22 protein-coding genes are annotated in these 21,399 nt (G+C 63.5%); all 22 read right to left on the reverse strand.

Going from position 1 to position 21,399, the window contains the following annotated elements; translation table 11 throughout:
• Positions 1-68: 68 nt before the first annotated feature.
• Positions 69-659, reverse strand: a complete 591-nt coding sequence (locus MHX66_RS00900; RefSeq protein ID WP_239198590.1) for an adenine phosphoribosyltransferase — start codon at positions 657-659, stop codon at positions 69-71.
• 96 nt (positions 660-755) lie between these two features.
• Positions 756-2,402 carry an ABC transporter substrate-binding protein gene (locus MHX66_RS00905; protein WP_239198593.1) on the reverse strand — a complete coding sequence of 549 codons (1,647 nt, stop codon included), beginning with the start codon at positions 2,400-2,402 and terminating at the stop codon, positions 756-758.
• Between the two features lie 96 nt (positions 2,403-2,498).
• A complete protein-coding gene (secF, locus tag MHX66_RS00910) occupies positions 2,499-3,761 on the reverse strand; it encodes a protein translocase subunit SecF (protein WP_255717064.1) in 1,263 nt (420 codons plus the stop codon).
• A gap of 60 nt (positions 3,762-3,821) precedes the next feature.
• Positions 3,822-5,729, reverse strand: a complete 1,908-nt coding sequence (gene secD / locus MHX66_RS00915) for a protein translocase subunit SecD (protein ID WP_239198596.1) — start codon at positions 5,727-5,729, stop codon at positions 3,822-3,824.
• Between the two features lie 113 nt (positions 5,730-5,842).
• Positions 5,843-6,157: a preprotein translocase subunit YajC gene (gene yajC / locus MHX66_RS00920; protein ID WP_239198599.1), complete on the reverse strand. Its 315-nt coding sequence runs from the start codon at positions 6,155-6,157 to the stop codon at positions 5,843-5,845.
• Positions 6,158-6,202: 45 nt separating this feature from the next.
• Positions 6,203-7,294, reverse strand: coding sequence for a Holliday junction branch migration DNA helicase RuvB (gene ruvB, locus MHX66_RS00925; protein WP_239198602.1), 1,092 nt, complete (start codon positions 7,292-7,294; stop codon positions 6,203-6,205).
• Positions 7,295-7,358: 64 nt separating this feature from the next.
• The gene (gene ruvA, locus MHX66_RS00930; protein WP_239198605.1) at positions 7,359-7,994 is read right to left on the reverse strand and encodes a Holliday junction branch migration protein RuvA; all 636 of its coding nucleotides are present in this window, start codon (positions 7,992-7,994) and stop codon (positions 7,359-7,361) included.
• Positions 7,991-8,554: a crossover junction endodeoxyribonuclease RuvC gene (ruvC, locus tag MHX66_RS00935; protein ID WP_239198608.1), complete on the reverse strand. Its 564-nt coding sequence runs from the start codon at positions 8,552-8,554 to the stop codon at positions 7,991-7,993. The genes ruvA and ruvC overlap by 4 nt, the downstream gene beginning before the upstream one ends.
• Positions 8,555-8,585: 31 nt before the next feature.
• Positions 8,586-9,341 (reverse strand): YebC/PmpR family DNA-binding transcriptional regulator, encoded by a 756-nt coding sequence (locus MHX66_RS00940; RefSeq protein WP_239198611.1) that lies wholly within the window; start codon positions 9,339-9,341, stop codon positions 8,586-8,588.
• A 129-nt stretch (positions 9,342-9,470) separates the two neighbouring features.
• Entirely contained in the window at positions 9,471-10,058 is a 588-nt protein-coding gene (gene pdxT / locus MHX66_RS00945; protein ID WP_239198614.1) for a pyridoxal 5'-phosphate synthase glutaminase subunit PdxT, read from the reverse strand.
• Positions 10,059-10,062: 4 nt separating this feature from the next.
• Positions 10,063-10,935 (reverse strand): acyl-CoA thioesterase II, encoded by an 873-nt coding sequence (locus tag MHX66_RS00950; RefSeq protein ID WP_239198617.1) that lies wholly within the window; start codon positions 10,933-10,935, stop codon positions 10,063-10,065.
• Complete coding sequence (gene pdxS, locus MHX66_RS00955; protein WP_297666572.1) at positions 10,935-11,837, reverse strand: pyridoxal 5'-phosphate synthase lyase subunit PdxS; 903 nt, start codon at positions 11,835-11,837, stop codon at positions 10,935-10,937. The genes MHX66_RS00950 and pdxS overlap by 1 nt, the downstream gene beginning before the upstream one ends.
• An 84-nt stretch (positions 11,838-11,921) precedes the next feature.
• Positions 11,922-12,446: a hypothetical protein gene (locus MHX66_RS00960; protein ID WP_239198620.1), complete on the reverse strand. Its 525-nt coding sequence runs from the start codon at positions 12,444-12,446 to the stop codon at positions 11,922-11,924.
• Complete coding sequence (locus MHX66_RS00965) at positions 12,443-13,624, reverse strand: glycosyltransferase family 4 protein (RefSeq protein WP_239198623.1); 1,182 nt, start codon at positions 13,622-13,624, stop codon at positions 12,443-12,445. The genes MHX66_RS00960 and MHX66_RS00965 overlap by 4 nt, the downstream gene beginning before the upstream one ends.
• Positions 13,621-14,589 carry a phosphatidylinositol mannoside acyltransferase gene (locus MHX66_RS00970; RefSeq protein WP_239198626.1) on the reverse strand — a complete coding sequence of 323 codons (969 nt, stop codon included), beginning with the start codon at positions 14,587-14,589 and terminating at the stop codon, positions 13,621-13,623. Before MHX66_RS00970 ends, MHX66_RS00965 begins: the two co-directional genes overlap by 4 nt.
• Positions 14,589-15,254: a phosphatidylinositol phosphate synthase gene (gene pgsA, locus MHX66_RS00975; RefSeq protein WP_070487582.1), complete on the reverse strand. Its 666-nt coding sequence runs from the start codon at positions 15,252-15,254 to the stop codon at positions 14,589-14,591. The genes MHX66_RS00970 and pgsA overlap by 1 nt, the downstream gene beginning before the upstream one ends.
• Positions 15,255-15,287: 33 nt before the next feature.
• Positions 15,288-15,857, reverse strand: a complete 570-nt coding sequence (locus MHX66_RS00980) for an HIT domain-containing protein (RefSeq protein ID WP_297666574.1) — start codon at positions 15,855-15,857, stop codon at positions 15,288-15,290.
• A gap of 7 nt (positions 15,858-15,864) precedes the next feature.
• Positions 15,865-17,868: a threonine--tRNA ligase gene (gene thrS, locus MHX66_RS00985; RefSeq protein ID WP_239198674.1), complete on the reverse strand. Its 2,004-nt coding sequence runs from the start codon at positions 17,866-17,868 to the stop codon at positions 15,865-15,867.
• Between the two features lie 145 nt (positions 17,869-18,013).
• Complete coding sequence (locus MHX66_RS00990) at positions 18,014-19,267, reverse strand: Dyp-type peroxidase (RefSeq protein ID WP_239198629.1); 1,254 nt, start codon at positions 19,265-19,267, stop codon at positions 18,014-18,016.
• A 5-nt stretch (positions 19,268-19,272) separates the two neighbouring features.
• Positions 19,273-19,950, reverse strand: a complete 678-nt coding sequence (locus MHX66_RS00995) for a copper chaperone PCu(A)C (protein ID WP_239198632.1) — start codon at positions 19,948-19,950, stop codon at positions 19,273-19,275.
• 100 nt (positions 19,951-20,050) lie between these two features.
• Positions 20,051-20,371 carry a hypothetical protein gene (locus MHX66_RS01000; protein WP_239198635.1) on the reverse strand — a complete coding sequence of 107 codons (321 nt, stop codon included), beginning with the start codon at positions 20,369-20,371 and terminating at the stop codon, positions 20,051-20,053.
• 66 nt (positions 20,372-20,437) lie between these two features.
• Positions 20,438-21,022: a copper resistance CopC family protein gene (locus MHX66_RS01005; RefSeq protein ID WP_239198638.1), complete on the reverse strand. Its 585-nt coding sequence runs from the start codon at positions 21,020-21,022 to the stop codon at positions 20,438-20,440.
• Between the last annotated feature and the right edge of the window lie 377 nt (positions 21,023-21,399).

Below are 21,399 nucleotides of genomic sequence, written 5' to 3' on the forward strand. Positions count from 1 at the left end.
TTAAAGTCCTGCCTGTTTCTTCTCTTCTCTTTATTGACGCCACCTGCGCCAATTACCCCTGAGGGCTATCAGACGGCCTGGTCGACCACGTAGAGCGGAAGATCCTTCAGACGATCGCGACCGTCCAACGCGGATACTTCGAGCACCACGCCGAGTCCGCAGACCTTTGCCCCGGCGTTTTCCAACAGCTCGCGCGAGGCAGCGAGCGTACCGCCCGTAGCGAGCACGTCGTCGATGAGGAAGACGTTCTTGCCCTGCAGCGGGATCGCGTTGTCAGCCGGGATCTCTAGTGAGGCCGTGCCGTACTCCAAAGCGTAGTCCACATGGTGGACAGGGGGCGGCAGTTTGCCGCCTTTTCGAACTGCCAGGATGCCCACGCCCAGCTCGTAGGCGACGGCACTTCCGAGCAGGAAGCCGCGGGCATCCAATCCGCCGATCAGATCGATGTCAAAATTGCGGCAGTGCTCCGCCAGGTCTTGCACCAAGAGCTTGAAAGAATGCGGATCTGCCAGCACGGGGGTCAGGTCTTCGAAAACAATGCCTCGCGAGGGAAAGTCCGGGACAACCCGGATGCTGCGGCGCAATGCGCTCGCCGCGCTTTCTGCTCGCTGCGGTTTGCTGTCTTGGCCGGCGTGGTCGGCGTGGGAGGCGGAAGTCAAGCTCTTGGGTCTCTTTCTCTCTTTTGGCTGCGAGGGATCTGCGGCGGCACGGGCATTTCCTACCTTAACGCCCCAGCCAGCCTTACAGGTGGGGGCTTACTTGCTGGGTTCTTCCTCTTCGGGAGCTACGGGGGGCTCACTAGCGTCCGTTCCCTCTGCCCCGTCGCTGCCTTCGTCAGAGGCACGGCCGGTCGCCACTGGCTCGTCGGACTCCACCCAGCGATCCATATTCCAGCTCACCCCAGTATCCGAGGAGCTATCCAGAATGTTAGCCGCATGAACCTCGGCCAGGATGGTGCGCGGCTCGGTGACCAGCGGCAGGGTCATGGCGTCGTCAGCCAACGCAGTCTCCGCACCCCGGATCTCCTTGAGCCCGGAGCCCGGCGTGGCGTTCACCGCCGAATTCCGACCGTTAGCGGAACGGGTGTCGAGGGCAACGTCGTAATCCACGCCCAGCAGGCCGTAGTCATCGGCCGAGCGGGGCACGGGTTCAATGTTTACCCCTGCCTTGGCGCACTGGGACTTAAGGGCGTCAACAATCTTCTTATACCGCGGCACCGAATCGAGGAAGCCCAGGCGGATAGTCATCCCGTCGAGCTTAGAGCGAGCCGCATCGACATTGACCTTGGTGTTCCGCCCATTGATGTCGTCCAAGTAGGCGCGTAGCGGGTGCTCAGTGCCGATCACCCGCAGGCCGGTTGGCTGCACAGCGGCGCCGGCCTCCTCCTCCACGGCCTTAGCGATAGCCTCGCGGTCGATACAGGCATTCAGGGCCTTGCGAGTCTCGGGGGCTTGCAGCGGGCCCAGGTCGGAGATCCGCAGAGTATCCACGCGCTCCGAGTTGCTCTCAACCACGCGGAACTCATCACCGTTTAGCCCGAACTCCTCGGCCACCTTGCCAGGGGTTTCCCCGGCGCCGCGGTTAGTATCCACCACGGAAAGCTGATTGTGCTCCGCCAGCTCCTTTACGTCCGCCCCCTGCGGCCAGAGGTACACCGGAGACTGGGCGGGTTCCACGCCGTTCCACTCGGGATTCTTCTCCAGCTTCAGCGAGCCATCTACCTTCCGCGCGGTAATCTTGTACGGCCCGGAGGTCGGCACCCGAGAAGGATCAGTTTTCGAGAAGGTGAACACATCCTGCCAGGCCTTACCCAGCTCCGTCAGCGCTTGTTCGTCCTTATTTTCAATGGCGGATACAACGTCCTCCACCCCGGCCTTCTCGGCCACGGTATGGGAAGGCAGCACCGTGCCTGGACCGAACAGCTCGCGGTAACGTTCACCTCGCTTGTCGGCGAAGTGCACACTGAACTGCTTGGCGCCCGCTGCGCAATCAATCTTCTCCACCTGGCCGAACAACGGCATGTCAGAGCCGAAGAGATCCGGGCGAGAGTTGGCCTGCAAGCTCAGCAGAAAGTCATCGCAGACCACCGGCTTTGAATCCGAGTAGGTGGCCTTCTCGTTGATGGTGTAGTCCACCTGTCGAGGATTCCCGGGGGCCGGCTTAGCCGTCACCAAGTCGCCATTCGGCAGGTTCTGTCCGCGCGGCCCGGCGATGAAAGCTCCCGGGTAGAGGCGGGCGGAAACCTTCGCGGCATCCGTCGCCACCCCCACCGTCGTGCCCGCGTTGGAAGTCACCAGGTCGCTCGTGAGCACGTACCCAAACTGCTCCGGAGGGTTACTCAGCGGGGAGTCCCCGGAGCAGGCAGCCAGCCCGGCAGTAGCCAGGGCTGCGGTTAGCGTCAAGGCTGCGGTAGACCGTACTGCATGCCGCTTGCGGTTCACTGGTCGCCTTCCTTCTTCCAACACATCTAAACGTTTAGGGCCTGCGGATTTTCCCAGCTACATGCCAGGGCGCCAGGACCTTCCGGCATCTTCGTTGTGGGTCTCGCGCTTGAAGTCCTCCGTGGAATCATCTGCCAGGCGGGCATTCGGGCTGGATACACTACGCTTTCCGGCCTTCTTCGCCTCGTCTGCATCCGCGCCTGCGGCGGAAACGCTCACCTTTTCGCTGGTGTCTTCGGCAGTCTCCACGGCGGCGTCCTCATCAGAAGAACCCTCCTTCGACACCGCGAGGGAACGGGCGCGCTCTACTCGAGCCTCGTGCTGCTTGTACTTCTGCTGGCGCATCTTGAACGTCACTAGCAGCGGTGCAGCGAAGAAGATGGAGCTAAACGTACCGGCGATCACGCCGATGAACTGCACCAGAGCAAGATCCTTCAGCGTGCCCACACCCATGATGCCCACGGCCACGATCAGCAGCGAGGCAATCGGCACGAGGGAGAAGATGGATGTGTTGATCGAGCGCATGATCGTCTGGTTGATGGCGAGGTTCGTTTCCTCGGCATAGGTGGCGCGCGTCGAGCCAAACAGGCCGGACGTGTTTTCCTGCACCTTGTCGAACACCACGACCGTGTCGTAGAGCGAGTACGCCAGGATGGTCAGCAGGCCGATCACGGTAGCGGGCGAAACCTCGAAGCCGACCAGCGCGTAGATACCGGAGACGACAGTGAGGTCGATCAGCAGACAGATGATGGCCGCGGCGGCCATGTCGCGCTCCATGCGGACCGCGATGTAGAGGAACACCGCCAGCAGGAATACGCCCAAGGCAATGAGCATCTTCTTGGTGATGCTGCTACCCCACGACTCGGAGACGGTGGAATCGCTAATCGCATCCTGGGTTACTTCGCCCACATTGTTCTTCGGGTGGTACTCGTTAAACAGCGCCGAGCGGGCCTCGCGGATCTGCTCCTCGCTCAGGCGCTCGGAGGTGATCTCGATGGACTCGGCATCACCGCTACCGACAGTCTGAGTGGACTGCGGGGCGATGCCCGTGGCCTCCTCGAAGACCTCGGAAACGCTAGATTCGGTGGCCCCGCCTGCCGGTGGCATCGTCATGCGCGTACCGCCCTCGAAGTCGATGCCCAGCGAGAAGCCGCGCACCAGGATGGACAGCAGACAAGCTACTACCACCGCGACGAGGATGCCATAGAGGCGACCGCGGTTCTGCACAATGGCGAACCCGCCGTTGCCGTTATAGAGCTTCTCGAAGAAGCCCGCCGCCTCGGTATCGGGCGCGTCGACCGGGGTGGCTTCGGCCGCCAAAAGCTCCGCGGACTCCACGGCCTCGGACTCTTTCACGCTTAGGGTTTCGGGGTTACTCACTTACTTCCCCTCCTTGTCGTCGGTGGCCGGGGTGTCTGCCTTTGTGGACGCCTTAGATTGCGAATCATCCGGGTCTTCAGCCTTCTCTGGCTTCTCTGCCTTGTCGGCCTTATCAGCCTTCTTGGCCGACTTAGCCCGCACGGCGCGCTCGTGGGGCTTCCGCCCGTACTTGCGCTCCGCAACGCGGTAGGCCGCGCCCAGGCCGTTAAGCTTCGGCGAGGCGAAGTGCGGTCGGCGGGACATCAGGATCAGCAGCGGGGCGGTCAGCAGGAACGCCACCACCAGGTCGAACACGGTCGTCAGACCCAGGGTGAACGCGAAGCCCTTGACGTCTCCGACAGCCAAGAAGTACAGAATCACGGCGGCGATCAGGGAGACGATGTTACCCGTGACGATGGTGCTGCGGGCCCGCTGCCAGGCGCGTGGCACTGCGGAGCGGAACGTAGCGCCGTTCTTGATCTCGTCCTTGATCCTCTCGAAGTAGATCACGAAGGAGTCGGCCGTGGTGCCCAGGCCGATAATCAGGCCGGCGATGCCCGCCAGATCCAGGCTGTAGCCAATCCAACGCCCCAGCAGAACAATGAATCCGTACACCAGGGCGAACGCCGCGACGAGGGACACGATGGCCACAACACCCAGACCGCGGTAGTAGGCCAGTGCGTACAGGCCAACCAAAACCAGGCCCACCAGACCGGCGATGATGCCGGCCTTCAGGGAGGCGGCACCCAGCGATGGGGAGATCGTGGTGGTAGTGCCACCCGGCTCGCCGTTCTCACCGACGAAGCTCAGCGGCAGCGCGCCGTAGCGCAGGTTATTGGCCAGATCCTGGGCTTCCTTTTCGGAGAAGCTACCCGTGATCTGGGAGACCTCGCCCGGGGGCGTCGGCGACTGGATCTCAGGTGCGGAAATGACCTTGGAGTCCAGGGTGATGGCCACTCGCTTGCCCATCATCTGCTGGCCGAGTGCGTACCAGGTCTCGCCACCCGGGGTCTGCTCGCCGGTCTTGAACTTGAAGGTGATGGCCATCTGCGCCGAATTCGGTTGCAGGCCGCCGGTGATCTGCGAGTTCGTGTCGATCATCTCGCCGGTCAGGCGCTCGCCGTTCTTCTCGTCGGTCTCGCCTTTCAGCAGCGGCGCCGGGCCCAGAACCATGGGGCCCTGGTCGCTACAGGTGACCAACGGCTTGTCCGCATCGTCGGAGCCTGCCATGGGATCGTTAGCTTCACAGTCCAGCAGCGCACCGGCTGCCTGTTGTTTGTTTCCGTCCATGCTCTGGCGGTCTGCCTTCAGCACCTCGACCTGCTTGTCGCGGCGTTCCTGCTCCTCGACAGAATCCTTTGGCTCCGCCGGTGGCTTGGCGGAGACCTTCAGTTCCTTCGGCGCATCCTCCAGGCCGAGCTGTGGGAATGCCTTAACCATTTGCCCAAGGCGCTCGTTGGCGAATTCTGGGGTGATAATTCCGTTCTCCACCCAGCGGTTCGCCATCTTCTTCAAGGCCTGTGGGAAGTCCTTGCTGGGCTGCCCCGGCTGCGATTCGGGGCGGAACAGCAGCTGCGAGGTCTTGCCCAACGAGCGCGCCTCGCCCGCGTCCGATCCAGGAACGGTAATGACCAGGTTGTTGCCGTCGGTCACCACGGAGGCACCGGAAACGCCCATGCCGTTCACGCGGTTTTCCAGAATGGTGCGCGCCTGGCTCAGCTGATCCGGCGTGGGCGTATCCCCCTGCGGAACCAACGTCACTCGGGTACCGCCCTGCAGGTCGATACCCAGCTTGGGCTCGAAGGATTTGTTTCCCGTAAACATGATCAAGCCCAGTACGATGAGGACGAGCACCACGAATGCGGCGAGCGCCCGCTTCGGCCACGCGAAGCCGCCCTGTGCAGCAGTTCTCTTTTTCTTCTTTGCCACCGCTTTAAGTCTCCTGCAATCCAGCCGCGAACACGCGCGGCCGGTGTACTAAAAAATCTAACCCCGTGATACTAACGCCTGGGTTCGGACAAACGGAATACCGAACCAGCTAGTTAGTCTTCTTTTTCTTCGGTCAGCTGCGTCTCTTGCTGCGAGCCCGGCTCCACAGAGTCGACGGTCTCCAGGATGGAAACCTTCTCCCAGGTGGTCACCACGCCTGTCGCGATCTCCAGGTCGACGGTCGTATCCCCCACGTGGACCACGCGGCCGTGGAGGCCGGAGGTGGTCTTTACGACCATGCCCGGGCCCAGCTGATCCTGAAACTGGCGGATCTGCTGAATCCGCTTGTTCTGCTTGCGGATCTGGACCAGCGGCAAGCCGACGAACACAAGTAGGACAAGGACGATGAGAATAATTTCAAATGGCATAGTGACAATTTTGCCATATGCCCGTTCCACATCCTCTTTACCCCGCTATAGCCCGATTGTGCCCTCAGGCGGTTCCAAACCGATGTGCCGCCACGCCGCCGCCGTCGCTACGCGCCCTCGCGGGGTGCGGCTGACCATTCCGGCGCGCACGAGGTAGGGCTCGCAGACTTCCTCGACCGTTGACGGTTCTTCGCCTACCGCCAGCGCAAGGGTATTGACGCCCACAGGGCCACCACCGTGGCCTTTCACCAGGGCTTCGATGACCGCCCGGTCGAGCCTATCCAGACCAGATTCGTCCACGTCGAAGACCAGCAGCGCGGCACGCGCAACCTCGACGGTGATCTTTCCGTCGGCATTCACGTCCGCGAAGTCGCGCACCCGGCGCAGCAGTCGGTTGGCGATGCGCGGGGTTCCGCGGGAACGGGAGGCGATCTCCGCTGCGGCGTCACCAGTAATTTCTACCCCCAAGATTCCCGCAGCGCGCGTGACGACCCGGGTTAGATCGGCGGTGTCGTAGAACTCCATCTGGGCGGTGAAGCCGAAGCGGTCGCGCAACGGCCCGGTGAGCATTCCCGCACGGGTGGTGGCGCCCACCAGGGTGAACGGGGCGATCTCGATGGGGATGGAGGTGGCGCCCGGGCCCTTGCCAACGATCACGTCGATGCGGAAGTCCTCCATCGCCATGTAGAGCATCTCCTCGGCGGGGCGGGCCATGCGGTGAATCTCGTCGATAAACAGCACGTCGCCCTCCATCAGGTTGGAGAGCATGGCGGCCAAGTCGCCCGCGCGCTCGAGGGCGGGGCCGGAGGTCATGCGCAGCGAGCTGCCGAGCTCCTGGGCGATGATCATCGCCATGGTGGTCTTGCCCAACCCGGGCGGGCCGGCCAACAGCACGTGATCGGGGGCTACCCCGCGGGAGCGCGCGCCGCCCAACACCAGGTCCAGCTGCGTGCGCACCTTCGGCTGGCCGATGAACTCATCCAGTGACTTGGGGCGCAGCGAAGTATCAATGTCCGATTCCCCGGCGGACCGCTGCGGGTCCAGATCCGCGTTCTGTGCAAAGCCTTGGCCACCGGGTGCGGCGCCCGGCCCCACGCCCGGTGGAAGTTCAAACTCTGTGCGCTCGGTGTCGCTCATGGTCTCCAGTCTCCCCTATTCTTCAGCAGCGTACTTGGGCTTGCATGTGCCTATTTACATGTGCCTATTTAATTGCCGCCAGCGAGGCGCGCAGCAGCCCGGAAGCATCCGGGGCTTGCGGGGCGGACCATTGGGCCAATACTGCGTCGATGGTGGTACCGGCCTTGGACTCCGTGAACCCGAGCCCCACGAGCGCCTCGAGGACCTGTTCCCGCACGTCCGCCGCCACGGCCTGGCCATCCCCGGCAACGCCCGCGGCACCGGCCACTCCGTCACCCCCAGCATCTGCGATCTCTACCAGGTCCGCGACCTTGCCCTTCAGGTCCACAGCCATGCGTTCGGCCAAACGCTTGCCCACGCCGGGGGCCTTCTGCAGCTTCTTGTGGTCGCCGTTGGATACCGCCCGGGCGAGTTCCTGCGGGCTAATAACCGACAGGATCGCCAACGCCAGGCGTGCGCCCACGCCGGAGACGGACTGCAGGGTGGCGAAGGCGCGCTTCTCGTCCGCATCCTTGAACACGTACAGCGTCTGCGAGTCTTCGCGCACCACCATCGTGGTCGTCACGAAGACTTCCTCACCCCGCGGCAGCTCCGCGATGGTGGTGGCGGTGCCGGTGCACTGGTAGCCCACGCCCGCGCACTCGATGGTCACGTAGTCCAGGCCCTTATCAATCACAGTTCCGCGCAGCGATGCGATCATGGTTTCCCCTTTACTAGATGGTTCAGTGGCGCCCGCCAGCAATGGCATACGGCCAGCGCCAGCGCATCGGCCGCATCCGGCGGCTTGGGTGCTTCGCTCAGCCCCATGATACGGGTAATCATGCGCGTCATCTGCGCCTTATCCGCCCGGCCGTTGCCGCTGATGGACTTCTTCACCTCGCTGGGGGTGTACATGTGCACATCTACCCCGCGCTTGGCGGCGGCCAGCATCAACACACCGGAGGCGTGGGCGGTGTTCATCACCGTGGAAACATTGGAGCGCTCGAACACGCGCTCCAGCGCCACTACGTGCGGTTGGTAGTCGTCAAACCACTCCTCCACCGCGTCGAAGAGCTTGTTGAGGCGCCGCTCCACCGGCATGTCCGACGGAGTGCGCACCACCCCCACGGCCACGGGGTACACGGCCCGCCCCTTCCCCGCCTGCACCACGGATAGTCCGCAGCGCGTCAGCCCAGGGTCTATTCCCATCACGCGCAGCCCGGCCAGCGAGGTCGGGCCACCGGTGGGGCTACCCCAGGCGGAATTATGTGGAGTGTTCATCGTGTAGCTAAGAATAGCACACGTGTTTTAATTATTCGCTGTCCAGCTCCGCCAGCACGTCATCCGGCATGTTCATGTTGGTGAACACGTTCTGCACGTCGTCGGAATCCTCCAGCGCGTCGATCAGGTTGAACACCTTCTTCGCGGTGGTGGCGTCCGCCGGAACCTCCATGGACGCGCGGAAGTCCAGCTCGATGGAGTCGTAGTCGATCTCGGCATCCTTCAGCGCGTCTCGAACCGCGTTGATGTCGGAAGACTCGCACACGACCTCAAACTTCTCGCCGATGTCGTTGACCTCTTCCGCGCCGGCGTCCAGCACGGCGAGCAGGATGTCGTCCTCGGTGTTCTCGCCCTTGTCCAGCACTGCCACGCCCTTGCGGGTGAACAGGTAGGAAACGGAGCCCGCGTCCGCCATATTGCCGCCGTTCTTGTTCATGGCGGTGCGCACGTCGGTAGTGGCGCGGTTTCGGTTATCGGTCAGGCACTCGATGAGCATGGCCACACCGTTCGGGCCGTAGCCTTCGTACATCACGGTTTCCCAGTTAGCGCCGCCGGCCTCTTCACCGGAGCCGCGCTTGCGAGCGCGCTCGATGTTGTCGTTGGGCACCGAGGACTTCTTGGCCTTGGTGATCGCGTCCTGCAGCGTCGGGTTTGCGCTGGGGTCACCACCACCGGTACGGGCCGCCACTTCGATGTTCTTAATCAGCTTGGCGAATTCCTTGCCACGCTTTGCGTCGTTGGCAGCCTTCTTGTGCTTGGTAGTTGCCCATTTGGAGTGGCCGGCCATGATCCTCTTTCGGTAGTCGGGTTCGTCTGTTTCGCTTCCATACTAGACCCCTACGGTGTAGCCGCCGTCACGCACGTCGCTTTTTCTTTATGACGCCCCCACGTCCCAACCGCCGAAGCTATGCGGCAGCTATTCCACGCCGTACTGCTTAACCATCCGTAGGAAGTACTCGTGCACGCGGTCATCCTCGGAAAGCTCCGGGTGGAAGCTGCATCCCAGCACGTGCCCCTGCCGCACGCCGACGACCGTGCCATCCGGCAAAGTGGACACAACTTCTACCCCGTCGCCCACTTCCTCCACTTTGGGTGCGCGGATAAAAACGGCCTCGACGGGCGTGTCGATGTCCCCGAACGGCAGCTGGGTCTCGAAGGAGTCCACCTGCCGGCCGAAGGCGTTGCGCCGCACTGTGATGTCCATGGCGTGCAAGCTGTGGGCGTCACTACGAGTGTCCAAGACCCGATCGGCCAGCAGAATCAGCCCAGCGCATGTGCCGAACACGGGCAGGCCGTCGGCAACCAGCGTCCGCAGAGGCTCCAGCATTCCGCCGAGTTCCAGCAGCTTGGACATGGTGGTGGACTCGCCGCCGGGCATGATCAGCCCGTCGAGGCCTTCGAGGTGTTCGGGGCGGCGAACAGCACGGGCCTCGTGGCCCAGGCGCTCGATACTACGCATGTGCTCGACGAATCCGCCCTGCACGCTCAACACACCAATGATCATCTGCCTACTGCTCCTTTTGATCCTTCAACGGCACCGACTGGGCACCGTCGCGCAGGGTGCGGGTCAGCCCCTCCTGGGTGACCACGGCCACCAGGTCGCCCTGCTGGTTGAAGATCCTCCCGTGGGTCAGCGCACGGCCACCGTGGGCGGACGGGGAAACCTGGTCATACAACAGCCACTCGTCGGCGCGGAAGGGGCGCAGGAACCACATGGCGTGGTCCAGCGAGGCCTCCTGGAACTCCGCCGGGCGGTGCGGCACCAGCGCCGACGACAGCAGGGTCATGTCCGACATGTAGGCCAGGGTGCAGACGTGCAGGGTGTCGATATCCGGCAGCTTAGACTTCGTGCGGAACCACACCACCTGCTGGGAGGCCGTGTACTTGTTGTGCTCGTAGTCCTCCGACGGGACGATGCGCACGTCCCAGTCGGCCCATTCGTCGCGGAACAGGCGCTGGACGCTGGTTAGCGACTCGGTATCTATCGCAATCGACTCAGGATCCGGCACCGCGCGCATCTCGTCGGAGTGCTGCGGGCCGTGATCGTCGCGGATGTGAAAGCTGGCCTGCATGCTGAAGATCGCCTTGCCGTCCTGCACAACTTTCACAGAACGGGAGACGAAGGACCGACCGTCGCGGACACGGTCGACCAAGAACACCGTCGATGCATCGGGGTTGCCCGGGCCAACGAAGTAGCCGTGCAGGGAGTGCACGACGAAATCCTCGCTGACGGTGCGGGTGGCCGCGACCAGGGCCTGCGCGGCAACCTGGCCGCCGTACGTGCGCGCCAGCTTCGACGGCAGCGGGCTGCCGCGGAAGATGTCGCGGTCGATGCGCTCTAGATCCAGGACATCCAGGATCTTCGGACGGTGCGGAGACATTACCAGCCGCGCTCCGCCAGACGGTGCGGCTGCGGGATCTCGTCGACGTTGATGCCGACCATGGCCTCGCCCAGGCCGCGGGAGACCTTGGCGATGGTAGCCGGGTCGTCGTAGTTCTGGGTGGCCTGCACGATGGCGCGGGCGCGCTGCTCCGGGTTGCCGGACTTGAAGATGCCGGAGCCGACGAAGACACCCTCGGCGCCCAGCTGCATCATCATCGCAGCGTCAGCCGGGGTGGCGATGCCACCGGCGGTGAACAGAACGACCGGCAGCTTGCCATTGGCAGCAACCTCGCGCACCAGCTCGTAGGGAGCCTGCAGCTCCTTGGCGGCCACGTACAGCTCGTCCTCGGCCATGGAGGTCAGGCGGTTGATCTCCGCCCGGATGGTGCGCATGTGGGTGACTGCGTTAGAGACGTCACCGGTGCCGGCCTCGCCCTTGGAGCGGATCATGGCCGCACCCTCGTTAATGCGGCGCAGCGCCTCGCCCAGGTTCGTAGCGCCGCAGACGAAGGGAACCTCGAAGTCGAACTTGTCGATGTGGTTCTTGTAGTCGGCCGGGGTGAGTACCTCGGACTCGTCGATGAAGTCCACGCCCAGGGACTGCAGAACCTGTGCCTCGACGAAGTGGCCGATGCGGGCCTTGGCCATAACCGGGATCGAGACGGCATTAATGATGCCCTCAATCATGTCCGGGTCGGACATGCGGGAAACGCCACCTTCGGCGCGAATATCGGCGGGCACGCGCTCCAGCGCCATAACGGCGGTAGCGCCGGCATCCTCGGCGATCTTTGCCTGCTCCGGGGTAACGACGTCCATGATCACGCCGCCCTTGAGCATGTCGGCCAGGCCGCGCTTCACGCGAGCGGTACCGGTGTTCGCAGCAGAAGAGTTATTGGTCACGATGCTTAACTTCCCATCTATGAAGAGTTTTAGATCGGCTCTAGTCTAACCTGTCTACTTTCCAATCCCACTATCGGGATTGGATTAGAACTTACCCTCCGCTGAGCCCCCGTTATCGGCGGAATCTTCGTTGGGTGCGGGGCTGGACAGAAGGGCTTCGTAATACTCCGGCAGCGGCGCCCGGCCGGCCAGGCGCAGGGCGCGCACCAGCGGGCGGGAACGCACACTCAAGGTATCGGAGACCGCATCGTTGTAGAAGCGGGCCGCCAGATCTACCTTCGCCGAGGCTTCCAGGAAGTTCGGGTTGGTCCACACTTGCGAATCCAGCTCGCTCAGCAGCTCGTTCTCCGCCTCGCTCCGCGCGCCCATGTCGGTGGCCCGCAGTGCCACGCGGTTCACGTGCGCCACGTCCTGCCCTAGCTCCGGCTGCAGCGTGGCAACCACGCTCGAGCGGGAGTGCAGCGCCCCCTCCAGACTCACGCGCGCGGAGTCCGTGCGGATGTGCAACCGGTTCAGCCGGCTGGCCATCCCTGAAGCCCACACGCCCGCAACGATCGCGAGGATCAAAACCACCGCGACAATGAAGCCCCACACGGGAATCGTGATCATGCGAGTGTCACCTTTCGCCCCTTGACCGTCACCGTGTCATACACCTGCTCCACCTGGTCGGTGACCGTCTGCCAATCGAAATCTACGGCGCGCTGCGCCCCGGCCGCGATGAGTTTGCCTCGGCCCGCGTCGTCGCGCAGCAGGCCGATAGCCTTCTCGGCCAGGTCCTCGGCCGAACCATTGCGGAACAGGCGCGCAGACCTTCCGTGCTGGCCGACGGCTTCAAAGGCCGGGATGTCGCTGGCCAGCACCGCCGCCCCAGCCGCCATGCCCTCCACCAGGACGATGCCGAAGCTCTCGCCGCCCGTATTCGGAGCCACGTAGACATCGCTTGCGCTCAGCGCGCTGGCCTTGTCCGCGTCGCTGACACGCCCGAGAACGCGCACGTGGGTGTCACTAGGTTTAGCGCTGGACCCCAACCCCACACAGACGGACAGACCGAGTTTCCGCACGCGCTCAACCAGGGCGTCAATGTCGCCGCCACCGGCGATCAGCAGTTCCACGTCCGGCACCTCCGCGACGATCCGCGGCATGGCCTCCAACAGGATCTGCAGGCCCTTGCGGGGTTCCTCGAAACGGCCCAAGAACATCAGGCGCGGACGCGGCCGGGGCTGCCCAGTTGTTCCCAGCCCGGCCAGGGGTTCAGCGTTCCGGTAGACGGAGGTCTCCACGCCGTTGGGGATCAGCACCGGGTCGCCCGCCAGGTTCTCCACCTGCCAGCGGCGGGCCTCCTCGGAAACCGCGATGCCACCGTGGATGCGCTCCAGGTACGGGCGAAGGAAAGGCAGCGCCACTTTAAGGATCTTCGACTCGCTGGCCGAGGCGTGATACGTCGCCACGATCGGCCCTTCCGCCACGGCCATGGCCATCATCGAATAGGACGGGGAGTTCGGCTCGTGGATGTGCAAAAGGTCGAACTGGTTATCGCGGATCCACTGCTTCAGGTGCTTCTTCGTCCGCGGGCCGAAGCTCAGGCGTGCGACCGAGCCGTTGTAGCGAATCGGAATGCTGGAACCACCCAGCTCCACAAAATCTGGCAGCCCCTCGGTGGATTTGCCGGGGCCGATCAGGCTGACTTCGTGTCCGCGCTTGCGCAGCTCCGTGCACAGGTCGATGGCGTGGATCTGCACGCCGCCCGGTTCGTCGAAGGAGTACGGGCAAACCATTCCTACCCTCATTGGCCCTGCCCTTCCGGCTGGTCTTCTTCACCCAACCCCAGGCGCTTGCGGCGCGCCTCCGATAGGTCCGAGAACCACAGCGGCTGCAGCATGTGCCAATCCTGCGGATCCATGGCGATGCCGCGGGCAAAGTTATCCGCCATCTGCTGGACGATCTGCTGCAGGCTCCGCCCTTCCACCTCTACGGGAGTGACCTCGTGCTCCCAGGTCTCCGGCGTGCCTCGACGCTCGGGACGGGGGTCCGTGGACCCGCCGCGGAACGCCACTCGCGCGGTGAACAGGTTCGCCCCGGTGCGCTGTGCCAGCAGCGCCGCCCCGGCAGGCATGGAGGTCTTCTCCCCGAAGAACTCCACCTCTATCCCGTGGCCGGTCAGGTCGCGCTCCCCCATCAGGCACACGGTCCCGCCGCCGCGCAGCACTTCCTCCATCCGCTCCAAGGGCGGCACGTCCGCGCCCGTCAGCGCGATGATCTCAAAGCCCAGCGACTCGCGATAATCCACGAAAGCCTCGAACAGGATCTCCGGCTTCAGGCGCTCGGCCACGGTGGTGAAGGTCCCGTAGTGGTGCACCAGCCACACCCCGGCCATGTCCCAGTTGCCCGCGTGCGGCAAGGCGATGACGGTGCCCCGGCCGGATTCGGCACTCGCGTGCAGTAGCCCCAGCGAGCCGGGCACGAAGTTTCGGTTGAGCTCCTCCGCCAGCTCGCGTCCGGCCATCGCCGGCAGCTGGAAGGCCTCGCGCCAATAGCGCATGTAGCTGCGCATGGAGCGGCGCACCAGGTCGCGCGTGACGTTCTCCGGCCCGACGATTCGGGCGAGGTTGCGGCGCAGTTGTTCTGGGCCTTTGCCCTTTTTGGACGCCACGTCCGCGCCCCATTCGAACAATGCTTTCGCCACCGGCTTCGGCAGCTTGGAGGTTATCTTCCAGCCAGCGATATACGCCGCGGCGGATAGCCGCTCGCCCATTAACCCTCACTCCCCTCGGCGGGGAACTCGCGGGCCCCTTCTGGGGCGGCGATGGTCTGGGACGCGGCGTCCGAACGAGCAACAATCACCAACCGCTCGACAACCGTGTACAGCGAACCAGCGGCGAGGATCCACAGCCCCCACGCCAGAACGTGAGGCACGCCGAGGCCGCCGATACCGACGGCGACCAGGGAAATAATGAGGCGTTCCGGCCGCTCGATGAGCCCTCCCACGACCTTGATGCCCGAGGCCTCCGCGCGGGCTTTGACGTAGCTGGTGACCTGGCTGGCGACAAGGATGACCAGGCAGACGCTCATCATCACCACGTTCGCGGGCTCCTGCAGGCCAAACCAGAGAACCAGGGCGCCGAAGATGGCGCCGTCGCTGAGGCGGTCGCAGGTGGCATCTAGCGTGGCGCCGAAGCGGGTGCCGCCGCCGCGCATGCGAGCCATCGTGCCGTCCACCATGTCGGTGGCGACCGTCAGACCGATGAGTACGGCGGCGGCGAAGTGGTGACCAGAGGGAATCAGCCAGAGCGCGAAACCGATCGCCAGCAGGGTGCCGAAAACGGTCACTGCATTGGGGGTAATCCCCATCTTGTGCAGCACCCGGGCGATCGGTTCAATGATGACCGCGGCGGGGCCACGGCCGTGCACGCTAAGCATCGCTGAAGTTATTCTCCCTAATGGTTTGAACCGCTAGTCGGTGGAACGGGTAACGCTTTCCCAGGCCTTCGCCAGCAGCGCACGGGTCTCCCGCAGCGTCTGTGGCAACACCTTGGTGCCCGTCATGACTGTCATGAAGTTAGCATCACCGGCCCACCTGGGCACTATATGTTGGTGCAGGTGTGTCGGAATGGAGCCTCCGGAGGCCTTGCCCAAATTGAGGCCAACGTTCACCGCATCGGGCTTGGAAACCGCCCGCAGTGCCTTCAGCGCAATCTTCGTAAACTCCGCCAGCTCTGCGGTTTCTGCGTCACTGAGCTCCGTGTAATCGGCCACTTGGCGATAAGGAACCACCAGCATATGGCCGGGGTTATACGGGTACAGGTTCAGCACGCAGTAGACGGACTTGCCGCGGGCGACAATCAGCGCCTCCTCGTCCGAAAGCTCCGGCAGCGTGGCGAAGGGGTCGGCAGATCGCTTGGATTTGGCGATGTACTGGGAGCGGTAGGGCGCCCACAGTCGCTCCAGCCCGCCTTGCAGGTCGGGTTGGGAGCCCACGCCTAAGTCCACATACGCTTCGGTCTGCTGTTGCTGCTGCTCCACTGCGGTGTTAAGCCTCCACCAACGGCTGGACCAGCTCCGAGCTTGGCTGGTCGTTGCGGCGCTCAGCGATCCAGGTGGAGATGATGCGCAGCGCATCCTCGCGCGGCACGCCATTGACCTGGGTACCGTCCAGGAAGCGGAAGCTCACCGCGTTCGCCTCCACATCGCGCCCACCGACCAGCAGCATGAAAGGCACCTTGCCGGTGGTGTGGTTGCGGATTTTCTTCTGCATGCGGTCGTCGGAGGTATCGACCTCCGCGCGGATGCCCTGAGCCCGCAGGTCTGCGGCGAAGTTCTCCAGGTACTCGTTGAACTCGTCGGCGACCGGGATGCCCACGACCTGATGCGGGGCCAGCCATGCAGGGAACGCACCGGCGTAGTGCTCCAGCAGCACGCCGAAGAAGCGCTCGATGGAGCCGAAAAGCGCACGGTGAAGCATGATCGGGCGCTGCTTGGAGCCGTCCGGCGCGGTGTACTCCAGGTTGAAGCGCTCCGGCAGGTTGAAGTCCAACTGCACGGTGGACATCTGCCAGGTACGCCCGATGGCGTCGCGGGCCTGGACGGAGATCTTCGGGCCGTAGAAGGCCGCGCCTGCCGGGTCCGGCACCAGCTCCAGGCCGGACTTGGTGGCCACGCGCTCCAGGATCTGCGTGGAACGCTCCCAGATCTCATCGGTACCCACGAACTTGTTCGGATCCTTGGTGGATAGCTCCAGGTAGAAGTCATCCAGTCCGTAGTCGCGCAGCAGGGAGATGATGAACTCCAGCACGGTGGTCAGCTCCTGCTCCAGCTGATCCTCGGTGCAGTAGATGTGCGCGTCGTCCTGGGTGAAACCACGGGCACGGGTGAGGCCATGAATCACACCGGACTTCTCGTAGCGGTACACCGTGCCGAACTCGAACAGTCGCAGCGGTAGCTCGCGGTAGGAGCGCCCGCGCGAGGCGAAGATCAGGTTGTGCATCGGGCAGTTCATGGGCTTGGCGTAGTAGTCCTGCGCCGGCTTGGTGACGTTGCCCTCGTCGTCGGTTTCCCCATCCAGCTGCATGGGCGGGAACATGCCGTCGGAGTAGAAATCCAGGTGGCCGGACTTCTGGAACAGGTCGCCCTTCGTGATGTGCGGGGTATTGACGAAGCTGTAGCCGGAGGCGATGTGGCGCTTGCGGGAGTGCTCCTCCATCTCCAGGCGCACGATGCCGCCGTCCGGGTGAAATACCGGGAAGCCGGAGCCGATCTCGTCGGGGAAGCTGAACAGGTCCAGCTCCTGGCCCAGGCGACGGTGGTCGCGCTTCTCGGCCTCTTCCATCATCGTCTGGTATTCCGCCAGGGCTTCCTTCGACTCCCAGGCCGTGCCGTAGATGCGCTGCAGCCCGGCCTTGGACTGGTCACCGCGCCAGTAGGCGGCGGAGGAACGGGTCAGGGCGAAAGCCGGGATGTAGCGGGTGGTCGGCACGTGCGGGCCGCGGCAGAGGTCGTACCACTCGACCTCCCCGGTGCGCGGGTTTACGTTGCTGTAGGCGGTCAGCTCGCCGGTTCCGACCTCAGTGGCTTCGTCGGAGTCCGGATCCACGTTGCCCTTGTCGGCAATCAGTTCGGTCTTGAAGGGCTCGTCTGCGTACTCCGCGCGAGCCTGCTCTGCGTCGGCATAAGCCTTGCGCTCGAACTTCTGGCCGGACTTAATGATCTTCTTCATCGTCTTTTCCAGCTTGTTCAGATCCTCCGGGGTGAAGGGCTCTGCAACCTGGAAGTCGTAGTAGAAGCCATTGTCGATGGCCGGGCCGATTCCCAGCTTGGTGCCGGGGAATTCCTTCTGCACTGCCTGCGCGAGCACGTGGGCGCAGGAGTGGCGGATTACGCCGCGCCCCTCATCGGTGTTCGCCGGAACGGCGGCGACTTCCGCATCCTGCTGGGGCGCCCAGGAGAGGTCGCGCAGCTGGCCGGCATCCTCCCCCTCGGTCTCCTTCACACAAACGATGGCTTCCGGACCCTTGTTGGGAAGGCCCAGCTCGCGCATGGCGGCTCCGGCCGGGGTGCCGGCCGGAACGCGGAAAGTAACGGCGACTGGGGTGATTTCGGGGGTACTCACTTGTGGATCGTGCTCCTTCTCGGGCTTTAGTGACGGTCACATACCTGGTGACAGTCCTCAACGCCCGTAGATTCTACCCCTCCAGGATCTCTTGCCCCCAGTACGCCCCGTTTTGCGTGCCGGGAAGTACCCAGAACACCGCTGAACCGACGTGGGTGATCCACGTATTCAACCGGTCCTTCTCCGCGAGGCGCTTCTGCAGAGGCGTGAATGCCTCGTCCGGGTCGGCCTGGAAGCAGATGAAAATCAGCCCGCTGTTGCCCAGGGGCGTGACTTCGTTGTCCCAGTTGTAGGCGCGGCGCCGCATATGGGTGCCCTCGCCTGCGGAGATGCCCACGTGGCTGCGCTCATCGATCATCGGCAAACCATCATCGCCGGTCTTGTTCAGATCCACCGGGTCGAACTCGTCCTTCGCTCCCGCCGGTGCACCAGTGTCTGCGTGCCGTCCGAACACGACCTCGCGGGACTTGCGATCCAGCTGCTCCCACCCCGGCATGTCGAACACGATCCGGCGGACAACCATGGCGCTGCCGCCCTGATCGTCCCAGATAGATTCGTCGTATTCTTCGTCGGTGCGGGGAATGGCGGTGCCATCCTTGAAGCCCAGCAGGTTGCGCGGGGTTTCGCCTGTCGGCGAGTCCACGAATCCGCGCTGGGTCCACTTCGGCGTCGCATAGTCACGACCGCCACGGGTCAGCACGCGCGCGGCATGGCTCACGGCCGTTAGGTCGTCGCCACAGATCTGCAGGACCACGTCGGCGCCACCAAAGTCCGGGTCGAGCTTGTCTCCCTTGAACTTCGGCAGCCCATTGAGGTTTTTCTTCACCCAGGAAGGAGCCTCGTCGATCAAGCCCGCATCCTTGATCAACTTGGGGCCCCACCCCGCAGTCACCGTTAGATTCTGCGGAGCGATCGATAGCTCGTGCTCCAGATCCGCCAGGGCGATCTGCCCCTGAGTCATGGAGCGCGCATCACCGGTCCAAATGCGCATCAGGCGTTCCAGGTTCTTCTTCAGCCCACCGCGCGGTAGCCCGTCCCTCTTGAGGTTAAAGGCCACCAACAGCGCGTGGTTCTGCGAGTCTTCCCGGATGCCCGCCTGGTGCGGGCCGTCGAAATCAATCTTTCTTATTGACGCCCCATCGCCAGCACCACCATTGCCAGCTGTTCCAGCAGAGTCTTCTGCCGTGCTGCAAGCTGCCAGGACGGATGCGGCGCCGGTCATTCCCAGTCCCGCAAAGAAGCCGCGGCGAGTGACTTTCACACCTTGGGCAGGCTCGGGGGTGGGGGCGTCAGAAATGGAAGAACGAAAACGTGCGGGGTCATGCATGGGTATTAGTGCTCGTGTCCGTGCTCTTCGCCGTGCTGCATGCCGTCCATGCCTTCCATGTTGCCGCCGTGCTCCATGCCTTCCATGTTGCCGCCATCTTCGTCACCGTAGTGCTCGTGGGTGGACTGCTGGACACGCACCGGAACGTTCTCCAGCTTGTATTCATTGCCGTCCTCGTCGACCAGGGTGAAGGACAGAGCATCGCCGGCGGCGATCTCGTCGGAGACGTCCATGATCATGATGTGGTTTCCGCCCGGCTCCAGCACGCTATCCTCGCCCGCGGGGATAGTCAGGCTGGAGATCTGCTGCATCTCACCGTCAGCGTTGACCTCGTGCAGCTCGTACTTCGCACCGTCAATGTCGCCCTTCACCTCGGTGATGGTGATGTCCTTGTCGGTGGTGTTGTGCAGAGTGCCAAACACAGACGTCATGTTCTTGTCTGCAGGCTTGGCGGTGACATAGGAGTCCTCGAACTCCAGCGCCTGCTCGTCGGCAGCCTTGTCGTCCGCGGACCCAGCAGATTCAGTGGACTCTGCGGACTCAGTAGCCTCCGCCGAGGTGGAAGCGTCGTTCTTGTCTTCCCCATCGTCCGAGCACGCGGAAAGGAACAGCGCACTGCTCAAGGCGACGGCGGCCACGGCTGCGGCGCGCTTCTTGGTGTTATTCAGGGAGGTCAGGGACATAACAAACCTTTCAATTAAAAGGCGTGCGGGCTTCCCAACCATTGCCGTGTCCGGGGCTCAATCCCGGACACGCTATACGCGATCTCTAGCGTTTCGCGTGCTAGTTGGTGGCACCCGACGCGGATGCTGCGCCGGTGGCGGTTGCCTCGGCGTTATCGGTGGCCACTTCAGCGCCGTCCATCTCAGTCTCTACGGAAGCGTCGGTCTCCTCCGCATCGGTAGCGTCGGTCTCTTCAGCCTCGGACTCGGACGAGTCGGTAGCTGCTTCCTCGGTGGACTGGATGCTCGGGCTAGCCGGGCCGGTGGTTGCGGTGTCCTCGCGCTGGTCGCCGTCATTCTCATTAGGAGGGGTGCAAGCGGACAGTGCAAGGGCGGTGGTCAGAGCCAGAGCGGCAGCGGTTGCAGAGCGGAACTTCTTCACGGGAAATCTCCTGATCAGGTAATCGTCAACTAATCGGACATGAGGAACGCTCTACCCTACTGTCGGCTAGTCGTCCTTCAAGTCGCGAAAGCGTGCGATGGCGATTGCCAAAGCACCCACAACTACGACGATACCGCCCAAAGGCAATAACCAAGAAGGAACACTCAGGGACTGCTCCCCCTGTGCCCCCTCCTCGGAGCCCCCTTCGGACTGGCTTCCGCCGCTGCTGCTACCTTCGCCGCCATCCGCGGAAGCCAGATTGAACTTCAGGCTGCCACGGGTGGAGTGACCGTCGGAGCTAGTGATCTGGTAGCCAACGGTGTACTCGCCACCGTCCTTCTTCTCCTGCACATCAGCCGGAACATCGACGGACAACTCCCGGCCATCGGCCGTCGGCTCGTCGCGGAAAAGCACCTCACCATCGTGCGACAGCGCGATGGTGTTGAAGCCCTCCTGCGGCTCGCCCGAGAAATTCAGGACGATCTTTTCCGGCAGATGATCGACCGTGGAGTTGGCCTCCGGGGTGGACTTCACCACGACGTCATGGGCAGAGGCTGGAGCACTGAAACCCACGGAAACGGCGGCAACCATTCCAGACGCCGCGAGGATGCGGGCGAAGGGGCGTCCAAAAGAAGAAAAACGGCGAGGCATGTAAACGGTGAACCTTTCTGTCACGACACTGCTGACACCATAGCGCCGAAAAGACTGAGCTCAATCCTGCGAGTTTTCCAGCGCTGTGGAAGTAGTCGGGCACCGCGGGCAAAGAGTTCCCAGGCCATACCCCCTCGGGGGGTGTCCCTATGTTTTTGTCAAGCGTCAGGCCGATGTTGACGAGTACAGTCTTGGGAGTAGTTTCTTAGGCGTGCCTAGGAGCCGACCAGCGTGTGCTGGTCGGCTTCGTTTTGGGCTTTATGCGGCGACGGGGCGTGGCGGGATTTCGCGGAAGAACTCCTTGTTTTTCAGCATCGCGTAGATGACATTGCATCGGCGTCGTGCCAGGCAGATGACTGCTGCGTTGTGGCGTTTTC

This window comes from Corynebacterium sp. ACRPH (assembly GCF_022347285.1).
Taxonomy (GTDB): domain Bacteria; phylum Actinomycetota; class Actinomycetes; order Mycobacteriales; family Mycobacteriaceae; genus Corynebacterium.